The 14,494-nt window shown below is 70.8% G+C and carries 13 protein-coding genes; 11 read left to right on the top strand and 2 right to left on the bottom strand.

Going from position 1 to position 14,494, the window contains the following annotated elements; translation table 11 throughout:
- Positions 1–129 precede the first annotated feature (129 nt).
- The 4 genes from RPQ07_RS17380 to RPQ07_RS17365 all read left to right on the top strand — a co-directional run bounded on the left by RPQ07_RS17380 (position 130) and on the right by RPQ07_RS17365 (position 5,054).
- Positions 130–807: a GntR family transcriptional regulator gene (locus RPQ07_RS17380; RefSeq protein WP_313945058.1), complete on the top strand. Its 678-nt coding sequence runs from the start codon at positions 130–132 to the stop codon at positions 805–807.
- Positions 804–3,242: a glycosyltransferase family 2 protein gene (locus RPQ07_RS17375; protein ID WP_313945057.1), complete on the top strand. Its 2,439-nt coding sequence runs from the start codon at positions 804–806 to the stop codon at positions 3,240–3,242. The genes RPQ07_RS17380 and RPQ07_RS17375 overlap by 4 nt, the downstream gene beginning before the upstream one ends.
- A gap of 112 nt (positions 3,243–3,354) precedes the next feature.
- Complete coding sequence (locus RPQ07_RS17370) at positions 3,355–4,005, top strand: hypothetical protein (RefSeq protein WP_313945056.1); 651 nt, start codon at positions 3,355–3,357, stop codon at positions 4,003–4,005.
- Between the two features lie 113 nt (positions 4,006–4,118).
- Complete coding sequence (locus RPQ07_RS17365) at positions 4,119–5,054, top strand: class I SAM-dependent methyltransferase (RefSeq protein ID WP_313945055.1); 936 nt, start codon at positions 4,119–4,121, stop codon at positions 5,052–5,054.
- A 756-nt stretch (positions 5,055–5,810) separates the two neighbouring features.
- On the opposite strand, the gene RPQ07_RS17360 is transcribed toward RPQ07_RS17365, so the two are convergent.
- On the bottom strand, positions 5,811–6,548 hold the full coding sequence (locus RPQ07_RS17360; protein ID WP_313945054.1) for an SLATT domain-containing protein: 738 nt from the start codon (positions 6,546–6,548) through the stop codon (positions 5,811–5,813).
- 287 nt (positions 6,549–6,835) lie between these two features.
- Here RPQ07_RS17360 and RPQ07_RS17355 point away from each other — a divergent pair, with 287 nt between their 5' ends.
- From RPQ07_RS17355 to RPQ07_RS17325, 7 genes are all read left to right on the top strand, one after another.
- Positions 6,836–7,171, top strand: coding sequence for a YbaB/EbfC family nucleoid-associated protein (locus tag RPQ07_RS17355; protein WP_313948929.1), 336 nt, complete (start codon positions 6,836–6,838; stop codon positions 7,169–7,171).
- A gap of 54 nt (positions 7,172–7,225) precedes the next feature.
- Positions 7,226–7,825: a recombination mediator RecR gene (gene recR, locus RPQ07_RS17350; RefSeq protein ID WP_313945053.1), complete on the top strand. Its 600-nt coding sequence runs from the start codon at positions 7,226–7,228 to the stop codon at positions 7,823–7,825.
- On the top strand, positions 7,818–8,477 hold the full coding sequence (locus RPQ07_RS17345) for a DUF5063 domain-containing protein (protein WP_313945052.1): 660 nt from the start codon (positions 7,818–7,820) through the stop codon (positions 8,475–8,477). Before recR ends, RPQ07_RS17345 begins: the two co-directional genes overlap by 8 nt.
- Positions 8,478–8,773: 296 nt before the next feature.
- Positions 8,774–10,045, top strand: a complete 1,272-nt coding sequence (locus RPQ07_RS17340) for an aspartate kinase (RefSeq protein WP_313945051.1) — start codon at positions 8,774–8,776, stop codon at positions 10,043–10,045.
- Positions 10,042–11,142: an aspartate-semialdehyde dehydrogenase gene (locus tag RPQ07_RS17335; protein WP_313945050.1), complete on the top strand. Its 1,101-nt coding sequence runs from the start codon at positions 10,042–10,044 to the stop codon at positions 11,140–11,142. Before RPQ07_RS17340 ends, RPQ07_RS17335 begins: the two co-directional genes overlap by 4 nt.
- A gap of 253 nt (positions 11,143–11,395) precedes the next feature.
- Complete coding sequence (locus RPQ07_RS17330; RefSeq protein ID WP_313945049.1) at positions 11,396–12,058, top strand: SigE family RNA polymerase sigma factor; 663 nt, start codon at positions 11,396–11,398, stop codon at positions 12,056–12,058.
- A gap of 71 nt (positions 12,059–12,129) precedes the next feature.
- Complete coding sequence (locus tag RPQ07_RS17325) at positions 12,130–13,164, top strand: hypothetical protein (protein ID WP_313945048.1); 1,035 nt, start codon at positions 12,130–12,132, stop codon at positions 13,162–13,164.
- Between the two features lie 549 nt (positions 13,165–13,713).
- Here RPQ07_RS17325 and RPQ07_RS17320 read toward each other — a convergent pair.
- Entirely contained in the window at positions 13,714–14,469 is a 756-nt protein-coding gene (locus tag RPQ07_RS17320; protein WP_313945047.1) for an SURF1 family protein, read from the bottom strand.
- Positions 14,470–14,494: the final 25 nt, after the last annotated feature.

Raw genomic sequence — 14,494 nt, 5'->3', positions numbered from 1 at the left:
TGCCGGCCCCTCGCTCCCCGGGACCGTCCTGGACGCTTGGTCCCGTCGCAGGTCATTCACCCGTGCCTCACCCGGTTCGTCGGCACTGGCCTATCGTGTCCGGGACCCCAGGCGAAGGAGAAGCCATCGATGCGCGGCACCGGCAGTACCGCTGTCACCCGCAGCACCCTGCGGCAACAGATCGCGGACGCGCTGCGTGACGAGGTGCTTGCGGGACGTCTGAAGCCCGGTCAGGAGTTCACCGTCAAGCTGATCGCCGACCAGTACGGCGTCTCGGCCACACCGGTGCGCGAGGCGCTCGTCGACCTGTCCGCCCAGGGCCTGCTCGACTCGGACCAGCACCGCGGCTTCCGCGTGCACCGGTTCACCGTCGACGACTACCGCCGCATGGTCGATGCCCGTTCGCTCGTCATCGACGGAATCTTCCGCCAGGCGGAGCGCCAGGGCCGCAGCACCGTGCCCGGCAAGGCGCTGGTGTCGGTGCGCCGCCGTGCCGAGGAGGCCGCACGCGCCGCCCGCGGCGGCGACCTCGACATCCTCATCGGCTACGACCTGCGCTTCTGGAACGAGCTCGGCGCCGTCGTCGCCAACAGCTACATCTCCGAGTTCCTGCACCGGCTGCGCGTCCAGGCCTGGGTGTTCGCCGTCCCGTTCCTGCGGGCGGACCCCGAGCTGCGGGACTGGCTGTGGAACGGCCACGAGGACCTCATCGACGCCATCGGCGCGGGCGACCTGGCGGCCGCCCGCACCGTCGTCGACAGTTACAACGACCATGCGCTCGCCTGGGCGGATCGGCTGGAGCAGTGAGCGTGGACCTGAGCGTCGTCGTCCCGGCGTACAACGAGGAGGGCAGACTCCGGCCCACCCTGGAGGCGATCTGCACCCATCTGCGGGCGGAGCCCGGCCGCTGGGGGGACTGGGAGCTGATCGTCGTCGACGACGGCTCCACCGACTCCACCGCCAAGATCGCCCGGGAGGCCGCGGCCGACGAGCCGCGGATCCACGTGATCGCGAGCGAGGACAACCGCGGCAAGGGCAACGCCCTGCGGCAGGGCGTACTCGCCTCCTACGGCCGGCGGGTGCTGGTCACCGACGCGGACCTCGCGACGCCCATCGAGGAACTGGACCGTCTCGACAAGCAGCTCGCCGCCGAGGACAGCGCGGCGGCGATCGGCTCGCGCGCGCACCCCGACTCCACGATCGAGGTCCACCAGCGGCGGACCCGCGAGTGGCTCGGCCGGATGGGCAACCGGCTCATACGCACCGTCGCCGTCCCCGGGATCCACGACACCCAGTGCGGATTCAAGCTCTTCGACGGCGACAAGGCGCGCGCCGCCTTCGCCGACTCACGACTCGACGGGTGGGGCATCGACGTCGAGATACTCCGCCACTTCCGGCGCGAGGGCTGGCCGGTCACGGAGGTCCCGGTGCGCTGGTCGCACCAGGAGGGCTCCAAGGTCAGACCGCTGGACTACGGCAAGGTCCTGCTGGAACTCGTCCATCTGCGGGCCCGTGCGGTGCGGCGGACCGACCTCCTGGTCGTCGGCCTCTTCCTCCTCGCGGCGCTCTTTCTCTACAAGGACCTGTGGGCCGACCTCGGCCACGGCTACCTCGACGACGCGGGACAGGACCAGAACCAGTGGGAGTGGTTCTTCGCCGTCACCGCCGACAATGTGATCCATCTGCGCAATCCGCTGTTCACGACGCTCCAGGGGCATCCCGACGGCGTGAACCTGATGGCGAACACCGTGATGCTCGGGCTCTCCGTCCCGCTCACCCCGGTGACCCTGCTGCTGGGTCCGACCGTCACCTGGGCGCTCGTGCTCACGCTCGGCCTCGCCGCGACCGCCTCGTCCTGGTACTGGCTGATCGCGCGCCGGCTCGTCGACAACCGGTGGGCCGCGGCCGTCGGAGCGGGCCTCGCCGCCTTCGCGCCGCCGATGATCTCGCACGGCAACGCGCACCCCAACTTCCTGGTGCTGTTCATGATCCCGGTGATCGTGGACCGGGCCCTGCGGCTGTGCGAGGGCCGCGCGGTCGTGCGCGACGGCGTGCTCCTCGGCCTCTTCGCGACGTACCAGATCTTCCTCGGCGAGGAGCCGCTGCTGCTCGCGGCGATGGGCATGCTGTTCTTCGCCCTCGCGTACGCGCTCGTGCGGCGCGATGTGGCCCGGACGGCCTGGCGGCCGCTGCTGCGCGGGATCACGGTCGCGCTCGCGGTGTGCCTGCCGCTGGTCGCGTTCCCGCTGGGCTGGCAGTTCTTCGGACCGCAGAGCTACACGAACGTGCTGCACGGCGACAACACCGCCAACGGACCGCGCGCCTTCCTGGAGTTCGCGGGACGCTCGCTGATGGGCACGGACGAGCGCGCCGACCGGCTCGCCATGAACCGCACCGAGCAGAACGCCTTCTTCGGCTGGCCGCTCGTCGCGCTCACCACAGCGATCGTGGTGCGGCTGTGGCGGCTCGCGGCGGTGAAGGCGCTGGCGTTCACGGCGTTCGCCGCGGCCTTCCTCTCGCTCGGCTCGACGTTCCGCATCCCGTACACCGACATCGTGCTGACCGGCCCCTGGCGGGCGCTCGCCCACCAGCCGCTCTTCGAGTCCGTCATCGAGTCGCGGTTCGCGATGATCTGCGCGCCGGTGCTCGGCATCCTCGTCGCACTCGCCGTCGACCGGCTGGCCGTCACGAAGGATCGGGTCCATCAGGTCGTGGGTCTCGCGGCGGTGGCGGCGGCGCTGCTGCCGGTGCTGCCGACGCCGTACCCGGTGCGCGAGCGGCAGGAGGTGCCGGAGTTCATCACCCGGGGGATGTACCGCGCGTACCTCGCCGAGGGCGAATCCATGGTCACCGTGCCGCTGCCGTCCCCCGCCGGTGCGGAGGCGCTGCACTGGCAGTCGGCCACCACGCTGGACTTCCCGGTCGCGGGCGGCTATTTCAACGGCCCCTGGGGACCGGACCGTATCGGCATCTACGGCGCCACCCCGCGGCACACCTCCAACCTCTTCAGCGAGGTCCGCAACTCCGGACAGGTCCCGGTGATCGGTCCCAACTGGCAGGCCCAGGCCCGCGCGGACCTGGAGGCGTGGCGGGCGGGTGTCGTGGTGCTCCAGCCGCAGTACAACGCCGAGGCGCTTCATGCGACGGTGGAGAAACTGCTCGGAAAGCCGGGCAGGCGAGTGGGCGGCGTATGGGTATGGGATGTGGGAACGTCCAGGGACACTGGCGCAGGGGAGCGGTGACGGCAGGTGACCGGCCCCCTTCGCCGAACGTGTCCGTGGCACTACTCTGTCCCGACCATCGCACGACTGTCGCGCCGACCGTGCCCGATCCTGCTGGAGAGCGAGCCTTCCCTTGGCCTGTGACCTGTGGCTGGTCCCCCTCGTCGATGTGCTGTGCCACAGCCCCGACAACCCCTTCGCCGAAGAGATCGCGTCGTACGACAAGGCGCTGACCGACTCCGGTCTGCCGACAGTGCCCGTCTTCGCCTACATGCCGGGCCTGTCGGGCGATGTCGCCCCGGTCGCCGGCTTCGACTACGACGCGCTGCACTTCCTGCGGCGCGCCTACCTGCTCCAGCTGTGCGGGCTCGCCGTCACCCCGGTCGACGAACTGGGCGGTGACTACGAGCAGTTGCTGGAGATGTTCGAGTCGACGGCCCAGCAGTCGCACCTGGTGTGGCACTACGACCACGCCGGGGCGTACGTCCCGGTGGACTTCGCGTCCCCGCTGTTCAACGAGGAACTCCTCGCGGGCGGCGGCCCCCTCGGCTCCACCCAGGGGCTGTTGCGGGAACTGGAATTCGTCGCGCCCGCGATCGGCATCGACGCGGCGAACCCGCCGGCCGCGCCGCAGCCACCGGACCGCCCGACGTCCCTGGAGGAGCCGGCGGGTCCCATTCCGTACGACGAGAGCCCCTTCGCCCGGGAGCGGCACGTGTGGCTGGGACTGCACGCGGCGGCGACGCGGAGCCTGGGCCAGGGCTCGATGATCATTTTCAGCTGAGGGTCCCGGCCGAGGTCGTCAGCCGGGACGCATCCACCGACGCACATCCGCAGCACATGTACTGAACGGGCAGCCGTAAGCTGCGCGACACCTCCGGCCGGTAGGACCGGTGCATGTCACAGACGAGCACCCCGGTGACGGGGGAGAACGCGGACGAAGCTCTCCCCCGCCCGACGAGTTTCGCGGACGTCAAGGGCTGGTTCTGGCCGGTGGACCAGCTGCTCTTCGACTGGTTCCTCGGCCATCAGCACGACACGGACCCCGACGGCCGGGGGGATCTGCTGGAGCTCGGCGCGTACCTCGGCAAGAGCGCGATCTTCACTGGGAGCTATCTGCGCGACGGTGAGGAGTACACGGTCTGCGACCTGTGGGACTCACCGGCGCCGGACGACCCCAACAGCGCGGAGATGAACCGGTCGTACGCGACCCTCACCCGGCGCGCCTTCGAGGCGAACTACCTGTCCTTCCACGACGAGTTGCCGCGCATGGTGCAGGCACCGACGTCGGTGATCACCTCGAAGGTACGCCCCGGCAGCTGCCGCTTCGTCCACGTCGACGCGTCGCACCTGTACGAGCACGTCCACGGGGACATCGCGGCGGCGAAGGAACTGCTGCAACCCGAGGGCATCGTGTCCTTCGACGACTTCAGGGCGGAGCACTGCCCCGGGGTCTCGGCGGCGGTGTGGGGCGCGGTGGCGACCTCGGGCCTGAAGCCGGTCGTGATCACGGGAACGAAGCTGTACGGCACCTGGGGCGACCCGGCAGCGCTGACGGCGGCGCTCCTGGACTTCCTGGCGGACCGGACGGACCTGTGGCACGGAGTGGAGGAAGTGGCGGGCCGCCCACTGATCCGCATCAAGGGCAACAAGGCGACGCCCCCGCCCCACCCGAAGTCCCGCCACGAACCGCTCCCGCCCCCGGAACCGACCCCACCCCCGGTGACGCCACCCCCGCTCCCGGTCCGCCCCCGCCCTTCCCGGACCCGCCGCCTGGCGAAGGACCTGCTGCCACCGGTGGTGACGAGGGCGCTGACGTCGCGTCGTCCGTAGGTGCGCGGGGGTGCGCGTGCGGCTGGCACCGGCGGGGTGGGGTGCGTGTGTGGTCTGCTCGCTGCCGGCACGGCCTGCGGCCGTGTCCTCAATCGCCGGACGGGCTTGATGGTGTGGCCACGTCTTTGCCTGCACGGCCTGCGGCCATGTCCTCAATCGCCGGACGGGCTTGAGTTGCCCCGCACATCAGGCCGCGGGGCAGGCGCCTCGCGCCGAGCTGAGCATGGGCCCGCATTTCCAGCCTCGCCGGCGATTGAGGCGTGGGCTCCGGTCATCAGGTCGAGCCTGGGATGGGGGCCGCACTTCGTGCACTCCCAGCCTCGCCGGCGATTGAGGCGCGGGCTTGGGGCAAGGGCCTGAGCCGGCATGCGGCTGCACCCCATCCCTGGGAGGGCGATCGGAGCGTAGGGCTGCACTTCCTGCTCTCGGACGGGCGATCGGGCATGGGCCCGCACATCAAGCCTCGCCGGCGATTGAGGCGCGGGGTCCGGTCATCAGGTCGAGCCTGGCATGGGCCCGCACATCAAGCCCCGCCGGCGATTGAGGCGCGGGGTCCGGTCATCAGGTCGAGCCTGGCATGGGCCCGCACATCAAGCCCCGCCGGCGATTGAGGCGCGGGGTCCGGGGCGGAGCCCCGAAACGGGGGCGCATTCAGCCCGTCCGGCGATTGAGGACACCGCCGCAGGCGGTACAGCTGCACGGGTACGCGGGTACTCGGGTACACGAGCCCGGGGCCCTGGGGCCAACCCCCAGGCGTCAGCGCGGCGACTCCGGCGGCCGCTGCCGCGGCATGTTCGGCCGCGTCCCCGGCGGCAACGGCATCCGCGCCGAACCCGCCTCCCGCCCCGCTCCGACCCCGCCCCCCGGCACCCCCACCGACTGCACCAGCGGCCCCGGCGCCCCGCGGAACTCCACCATCCAGTCCGCCGTCTCGCCGCGCACCAGCTCCGTCACGTCCTCGGAGAACCGCCGCAGCACCCCCAGGCATCGGTCCGCCGCCTCACCGGCCGTGCCCTCCGCGGGGCCGAGCACCTCCCGTACACACTCCGACGCCCAGTCGAACTGAAGTACCTGAAGCCTGCGTTGTACGGCCTGCGCCGTCGCCACGTCGCGCATCCAGCCGGAGGTCACCCCGAAGTACCGGTCGCAGCCCAGACACGCGGCGCCGAGTAACAGCAGTACATAGCCCCACCCGGCCGCCCCGGGCAGCGCGCCGGTGAGGTCGAGGAGCGGGAGCGCGGCGCCGGCGATGGCCCCCGCCGCCGTACCGATCCGCAGCACCCGTCCCGCGAGCCGCTTGCGGACCCGGTCGTGGAGGTACCACTCCGCCGTGCGCAGCGCGCCCGTCTCCACCCAGCGGTACAGCTCGTCGAGCCGTTCCGCGGGCTCTCCCCAGTCGCCGAGCGGAAACACCCGGCCGGTCAGGTCACCGCGCGGTACCTCGCCGCGTTCCTCCCGGGCCGGCCCCCCGGGCTGCATCTCCGGCTGGCTCACCGGGGCACTCCTCTACGACGTGATGGCGGCGTGACACTGCGTGACGGACGGTGCGCACGTGCACCCGGTGCACGGTGATGCGCCGATGCGCATGCTCTTCCTACCGCCGAATGGTGGGCTGCGTGCCGGAAATCCTGGTATTTCCGCCCCTACGAGGTCCTTGATCAGCTAGGGGTGCCACGCCCCGGTCACTCGAAAGAGTTGTCACGACAGGGTGCGGCGCGCCGCCCGGTGACCACGTAGGCTCGGCTTACCGAACAACCGTCGTCGAAGTGCCTGGAGTGACCGTGATTCCCGGTGGTGGCCAGCCCAATATGCAGCAGCTCCTTCAGCAGGCCCAGAAGATGCAGCAGGACCTCGCACAGGCGCAGGAAGAGCTGGCGCAGACCGAGGTCGAGGGGCAGGCGGGCGGCGGGCTGGTGAAGGCCACCGTCACCGGCTCCGGCGAGCTGCGGGGCCTGGTCATCGACCCGAAGGCCGTCGACCCCGAGGACACCGAGACCCTGGCCGACCTCGTCGTCGCCGCCGTCCAGGCGGCCAACGAGAACGCGCAGCAGCTCCAGCAGGAGAAGCTCGGCCCGCTCACCCAGGGTCTCGGCGGCATGCCGGGACTGGGCTTCTAAGGCCGGGGCGCACCAACTACCGTACGTAGAGCCACAGAAGAAGGAAGGCGTCCGTTGTACGAAGGCGTGGTTCAGGACCTCATCGACGAACTGGGCAGGCTGCCCGGCGTCGGTCCCAAGAGCGCGCAGCGGATCGCCTTCCACATCCTTCAGGCAGAACCGACCGATGTCCGCCGCCTCGCGCACGCACTGCTCGAGGTGAAGGACAAGGTCCGCTTCTGCGCGGTGTGCGGCAACGTCGCACAGCAGGAGCAGTGCAACATCTGCCGCGACCCGCGCCGTGACCTGTCGGTCATCTGCGTGGTGGAGGAGCCGAAGGACGTCGTCGCGATCGAGCGGACCCGGGAGTTCCGGGGCCGCTATCACGTACTCGGCGGGGCCATCAGCCCCATCGAGGGCGTCGGCCCCGACGACCTGCGGATCCGTGAGCTGCTGACCCGCCTGGCGGACGGCACGATCACCGAGCTGATCCTGGCCACGGACCCCAATCTGGAGGGCGAGGCCACCGCCACGTATCTGGCGCGCATGATCAAGCCGATGGGCCTGAAGGTCACCCGGCTGGCCAGTGGTCTGCCCGTGGGGGGAGACTTGGAATACGCCGACGAGGTCACGCTGGGGCGTGCCTTCGAGGGGAGACGACTTCTCGATGTCTGACGCCGCACTGCACGCAACGAGCCAGGACCCCGACTCCTTCGCGGTCCAGATCGCCGACTCGATCGAGTCCTTCATCGTCGCCACCACGGAAGTCGCCAAGGGTGACGAGCCCGACAGCGCTGTGCCCTTCCTGCTGCTGGAGGTCTCCCAACTCCTGCTGACCGGTGGGCGGCTGGGCGCGCACGAGGACATCGTCCCGGACGAGCGCTACGAGCCGGACACCGGACCCGACCTGGACGTGGACGATCTGCGCGAGCGTTTCGCCGTGCTGCTCGACCCGGTGGACGTCTTCTCCGAGGTCTTCGACCCGTACGAGCCGCGCAAGGCCCCGGTCGCGTACCGGATCTCCGACAACCTCGCGGACGTCGTCACCGATCTGCGCCACGGCCTCGCGCACTACCGCGCCGGGCGGACCAGCGAGGCGCTGTGGTGGTGGCAGTTCTCCTACTTCTCCAACTGGGGCCCGACCGCGTCCGCGACCCTGCGCGCCCTCCAGTCGCTGGTCTCCCACGTCCGCCTCGACCAGCCGCTGGACGAGTTGGACGGTCTGGACACGGACGAGGACCTCGCCGACGACGCGCTGGCCGAGGAGGCCGGGAAGGTCATGGCCGAGGAGATCGCCGGCCCGCTGGGACTGCGCACCGTCACCTGACGCGCCGGGCGCACCTGACGCGCGGGCGCACCTGACACGCCCGGGTGCCCCGGGCGCCTGAGCCTGAGCAGCTGGTCGCGGGAGCGCGGGGCGGTCCGTGTGAGCCGCCCCACATCCCGCGTACCCGGCGTCCGGTCGGGCAGGAGTCGATCCGAGCGGCCGCAGCCCCCTCGTGGTGATCACACAGTGAGCGGGACATCTCACGATGTGATTGCCCCGGGTCGGAGTGCGGCCGCTCGTTAAACTGAGCCGACCGCAGTAATGGCTGTGGTGCAGAGACCGAGCGAGGAGCGCACGTGGGCCTTGTCGTGCAGAAGTACGGAGGTTCCTCCGTTGCCGATGCCGAAGGCATCAAGCGCGTCGCCAAGCGAATCGTGGATGCCAAGAAGAACGGCCACCAGGTGGTCGTCGTGGTATCCGCGATGGGCGACACGACGGACGAGCTGATCGATCTCGCCGAGCAGGTATCCCCGATCCCTGCCGGGCGCGAATTCGACATGCTGCTGACCGCAGGAGAGCGGATCTCGATGGCCCTGCTGGCCATGGCGATCAAAAACCTGGGCCACGAGGCCCAGTCGTTCACCGGCAGCCAGGCCGGCGTCATCACCGACTCGGTGCACAACAAAGCGCGCATCATCGATGTGACGCCGGGCCGTATCCGTACGGCGCTCGACGAGGGCAACATCGCCATCGTCGCCGGCTTCCAGGGCGTGTCCCAGGACAAGAAGGACATCACCACCCTCGGCCGTGGCGGTTCGGACACCACCGCCGTGGCCCTCGCCGCGGCGCTGGACGCCGAGGTGTGCGAGATCTACACCGACGTGGACGGCGTCTTCACCGCCGACCCGCGTGTGGTGAAGAAGGCCCGGAAGATCGACTGGATCGCCTTCGAGGACATGCTGGAGCTCGCCGCCTCCGGCTCCAAGGTGCTGCTGCACCGCTGCGTCGAGTACGCACGCCGATACAACATTCCGATCCACGTCCGCTCGTCCTTCTCCGGACTGCGCGGCACCTGGGTCAGCAACGAGCCGCAGGGAGACCAGCAGGTGGAGCACGCCATCATCTCCGGAGTCGCCCACGACGTCTCCGAGGCCAAGGTCACGGTCGTCGGAGTGCCGGACAAGCCGGGCGAGGCCGCGGCGATCTTCCGCACGATCGCCAACTCCGAGATCAACATCGACATGGTCGTGCAGAACGTCTCGGCGGCCACCACCGCCCTGACCGACATCTCCTTCACCCTCCCCAAGACCGATGGCGCCAAGGCCATCGACGCCCTGGAGAAGGCGAAGAGCGCGATCGGCTTCGAGTCCCTGCGCTACGACGACCAGATCGGCAAGATCTCGCTGGTCGGCGCCGGGATGAAGACCAACCCCGGTGTCACGGCCTCCTTCTTCGAGGCGCTCTCCGACGCGGGCGTGAACATCGAGCTGATCTCGACCTCCGAGATCCGTATCTCGGTCGTCACGCGCGCCGACGACGTGAACGAAGCCGTCCGCGCCGTGCACACCGCCTTCGGCCTCGACTCCGACTCCGACGAGGCGGTCGTCTACGGGGGCACCGGGCGATGATCCGCAAGCCGGCACTCGCGGTCGTCGGAGCGACCGGAGCCGTCGGCGCGGTGATGCTCCAGATCGTCTCGCAGCACGAGGACGTCTGGGGCGACGTACGACTCGTCGCCTCTCCGCGCTCCGCCGGCCGCAAGCTGGCGGTGCGCGGGGAGGAGACCGAGGTCGTTGCGCTGAGCGAAGAGGCCCTGGAGGGCATCGACGTCGCGCTCTTCCTGGTGCCCGCGGAGGTCTCCGCACAGTGGGCGCCGATCGCCGCCGCGAAGGGCGCGGTGGTCGTGGACAGCTCCGCCGCCTTCCGGGCGGACGCCGAGGTCCCGCTGGTCGTTCCCGAGATCAACCCCCATGCCCTGCGGGTGCGCCCGCGGGGCATCGTGGCGAGCCCGCACGACACCACGCTGGCGATGATCCCGGCGATCGGTGCGCTGCACGCCGAGTTCGGGCTCGACGAACTGGTCGTCTCCTCCTACCAGGCCGTCAGCGGTGCCGGCCGGGACGCCGTGGCCGCGCTGCGTACGCAGATGTCGCTGGTCGCCGGTACGGAGCTGGGCACGGGCCCGGGCGACGTCCGCCGGGCCGTCGGCGACGAACTCGGCCCCTTCGCGGCACCGCTCGCGCTGAACGTCGTGCCGTGGTCCGGGACCGTGGAGGAGGGCGGCTGGTCGTCCGAGGAACTCGGGCTGCGGGCCGAGACGCGGAAGATCCTCGGCCTGCCGTCCCTGCGGGTGTCGGCGACGTTCGTCCGCGTGCCGGTGATCACCACACACTCCCTCGCGGTACACGCGCGCTTCGAGAGCGAGGTGACGGTGGAACGGGCGCACGACATCCTGGCCACCTCGCCGGCGGTCGTGCTCTACGACGATCCCGAGGCCGCGGACTTCCCCACGCCGGCCGATGTGGTCGGGACCGACCCCACCTGGGTGGGCCGGGTGCGCCGCGCGATGGACGATCCCTGTGCGCTGGACCTCTTCCTCTGCGCCGACAACCTCCGCAAGGGCGCCGCGCTGAACTCCGCGCAGATCGCCGAAGCCGTGGCCGCCGAACTCGCTGCCCCGGCTTCCCCGGGTAATCCGGCGCGAGGCCGCTCCGGGTCTTTGTAGGATCTGTGAACGCCCTGTGATCAAGTCGAAGGTCTGTACCACTTGTTCTGGGGTGTGTGAATGTTTGACTATTCGCTTCCCACCACCTGCAACCGGCAGCTGGGTGGGAAGCGTCTTTGCGGTCGCCCCTGTTCGGTACCGCGAAAAAATGGGGCACAAGGGAAGAGCGAGTACGCATGAGGGCAAATCGATCACCGTCAAAAGCGGTGGCGTACGCGTACAACCCTGACGGGGGGAAGCGTGTCCAACAGGCGTGGCAGAGGTACTCGACATCGCAGGGGTGGTCCCGGTTCGCGGCGCAACAGTGCGCCCGCTCCGCAGACCCCGCCCGTCCGGCGGCATGCCGGTGATCGCCCCCATGCCCGCGCCACGAGCCGGCCGCATCACGTCCCAGCGCGAGAGCGCTGAAGAGGCCATGGCTGCAGGTACGACCGTCGATCACCTCACCGAGACCTACCGCGCCCACTACCGGTCGCTGCTGGGTCTCGCCGCGCTGCTCCTGGACGACACCGCCTCATGCGAGGACGTCGTGCAGGAGGCGTTCATCCGTGTCCACTCGGCGCGCAACCGTGTGCGCGAGCCGGAGAAGACCCTCGCCTATCTGCGGCAGACGGTCGTCAACCTCTCCCGCTCCGCGCTGCGCCGCCGCATCCTCGGACTCAAGCTGCTCTCCAAGCCGATGCCGGACATGGCGAGCGCCGAGGAAGGGGCGTACGACCAGCTGGAGCGCGACGCGCTGATCAAGGCGATGCGCGGACTCCAGCGCCGCCAGCGCGAGGTGCTCGTGCTGCGGTACTTCGCCGACATGACGGAAGCCCAGGTCGCCGAGACGCTGGGCATATCCCTCGGGTCGGTGAAGGCGTACGGTTCGCGCGGCATCGCCGCACTGCGCGTCGCCATGGAGGCGACGGCATGAGCGGGCACAGGAACAGATTTGAGCGGTACGGGCCGGACGGGCCGTTTGACGACCGGACTGGAAACGGAATTGTGAACAACGGGCCGGACAACGAGCTCGGCGGCCTCGGAGAGGCGCTGGGCGGCGACGAACAGGCCCTGCGCCGGCTGATGCAGGGCGCAGTGCAGGACCTCGAGCCTTCCGAGGGCACCCTCGACCATCTGCGCAAGGCGGTCCCCGCCCGACGTGCGCGCAAGCGGCAGGCCCTCGTCGGTGTGGCCGCCGCGGCCGTGCTGATGGGCACGGCGGTCCCCACCTTCGTGCACGTCGCGAGCTCGGGCAGCAGCGAGAGCGCGAACCCCGTCAACGCCGGACACGGCGAGCAGGCGCAGGGCGGTACCGGCGCCGAGACGGGTGATGACGAAGGCGAGAAGGGCACGGACCAGCCCACCGGCGGACCGGACGGCACGCCGTCCAGCGCGCCCGGCTCCAGCCCCGCGGTCGGGCCCCGGCCCGGCACGGGCACCGGGGACGGCGGCACGGGCGACACGGCGGTACCGCCGGGCGTCGACGCCTCCGACCTCCCGGTCTGTGACCCCGCCCAGCTCGGCGGCACCTCGACCGTGGGCGCCCCGGACGCCGAGGGCAAGGTCTACGGCACCTTCCGGGTCGCGAATGTCTCCACCACCGAGTGCATGATCAAGGGCCAGGGCAACGTCGGCTACCAGGCCATGGGTGCGGCAGACCGCGACAAGATCGCAGTCCAGACGCACACCACCGGCGACGCGGCGAGCGGTCTGCCCGACCCCTCGCAGGAGGCCCCCGAGATTCTGCTCGCGCCCTCCGCCGCGTACGAGGTGAAGTTCGCCTGGGTCCCGAGCGATACCTGTCCCACCCCCGGCTCACCCGAGCCGACGCCCACGGACGGCGGCTCCGGGGCGACGACCACGGGTACGGGTGCGTCGGCGGAGAACGCCCAGACGCAGCTCCTCGCCGAGGACGGTGTCTCCGACGGCAGCGTCGAGGTGACCCACGTCCCGGAGGCGGGCGCCCCGGGCGCGGGCGTGACGGTCCCGAACGCGTGCGCGGGCACGATCTACCGGACGGGTCTGCTGAACGCGTCGTAGGGCGGCGCCTCGTGCGCCGGCCCGGGCTGCGGGCGGCAGGGGCGGCAGCCGATGGACTCTGTGGGCCTGTTCCGGTCAGGGGAGCGGGCCCACAGGCATGTCGAGCGCCGGTGGCGTGCCGGCCATGTCGGCCATGTCGGCCGCATTTCGGGCAGTGAGGGCCAGCCGGGTGGGTGTGCAGGAAAGGCGCCCGGGTGGTGTGGAGGAGGGCGCCCGGGCGGTGTCCGGAGGAGCGCCGGCTCGGGTGCGGCGTGGCTCGGACGGGCTCGGCGTGGCTCGGACCGGCTGGTGTTGGGCATGGCTCGGACGGGCTCGGACCGGTTGGTGTTGGGCATGGCTCGGACGGGCTCGGGCTCGGTGTCGGTCAGACCGGCTCGGACCGCTCGGCGTGGGTCAGACCGGCTGGTGTTGGGCGTGGCTCGGACCGATCAGCGTGGCTCGGACCGACTCGGATCGGCTCGGGCTCGGGCTTGGACCGGTTCGGGCGCGGCGTGGGTCTGCCCGGCTCGGGCTCGGCGTGGGCCAGGCCGGCTCGGCCGGCGGCGTGGGTCAGACCGGCTCCGGCTCCAGGCCCAGTGCGCGGTCCCTCGCCGCCTCCGCCTCGCGGCGCAGCAGCCGGAACCACATGAACACCACGAAGGCCGCGAACACGAACCACTCCCCGGTGTAGCCCAGGTTCTGGAACGCCTTCAGGTCCAGCCCACTGCCCTCCGGCACCGACGCCGGCACCGGGACGAGGCCGCTGTCCGCCGTGGTCAGGGTGACCCAGCCGTCGTACACGTCGTCCGGGACGAGGTTGACCAGTGAGGCCGCACTGATCATCCCCAGCTGCCCGCTCGGCAGCCCGCCGGCCGTGTGCACCCCGTCCGTGCCCGAGGTCTCGGACGCCTGGAGCGCGCCGGTCACCGTCACCTGCCCGCCCGGGGCCGCCGGTGCCGGCTTGCCACTGGCCAGCCAGCCCCGGACGACGGGCAGCGTGCGGCCGCCGTCGGTCTTCAGCAGCGTCAGCACGTACGAGCCGTTCCGGCCGTCCAACTCCCGGTCCGGCACCAGGAACTGGCTGCCGTAGACCCCGGTGGCGGTGGCGGGCCGCCCCGACGTCTCCTGGTCCACGGGCAGCAGCCGCTCGAGCGGAGCTGCCACCTGTTCACCGGGGGCGGGCCTGCTTTCGGCCTCCTGATGGGTGTCGACCCGGTCCTCGAACTTCCCGAGCTGCCAGGACCCCATGAAGATGCAGAAAGGGATCGCCAGCACGACGAAGACGTTGATGCCCCACCAGCGGGGAGTCAGCAGGAACCGGTACACCCCTCCACGGTACGGAACCCGTCGC

This window comes from Streptomyces sp. AM8-1-1, from assembly GCF_032229325.1.
In the GTDB taxonomy this organism is placed as follows: domain Bacteria; phylum Actinomycetota; class Actinomycetes; order Streptomycetales; family Streptomycetaceae; genus Streptomyces; species Streptomyces achmelvichensis.
Note: the sequence above shows the minus strand (reverse complement) of the source record. Positions and strands in the feature narration are given on the sequence as shown.

Bases quoted from the DNA above. Each gene is read 5' to 3' on its own strand.
- RPQ07_RS17380 (WP_313945058.1), top strand. From the start codon at position 130: ATGCGCGGCACCGGCAGTACCGCTGTCACCCGCAGCACCCTGCGGCAA.
- RPQ07_RS17365 (WP_313945055.1), top strand. From the start codon at position 4,119: ATGTCACAGACGAGCACCCCGGTGACGGGGGAGAACGCGGACGAAGCT.
- RPQ07_RS17345 (WP_313945052.1), top strand. From the start codon at position 7,818: ATGTCTGACGCCGCACTGCACGCAACGAGCCAGGACCCCGACTCCTTC.
- RPQ07_RS17335 (WP_313945050.1), top strand. From the start codon at position 10,042: ATGATCCGCAAGCCGGCACTCGCGGTCGTCGGAGCGACCGGAGCCGTC.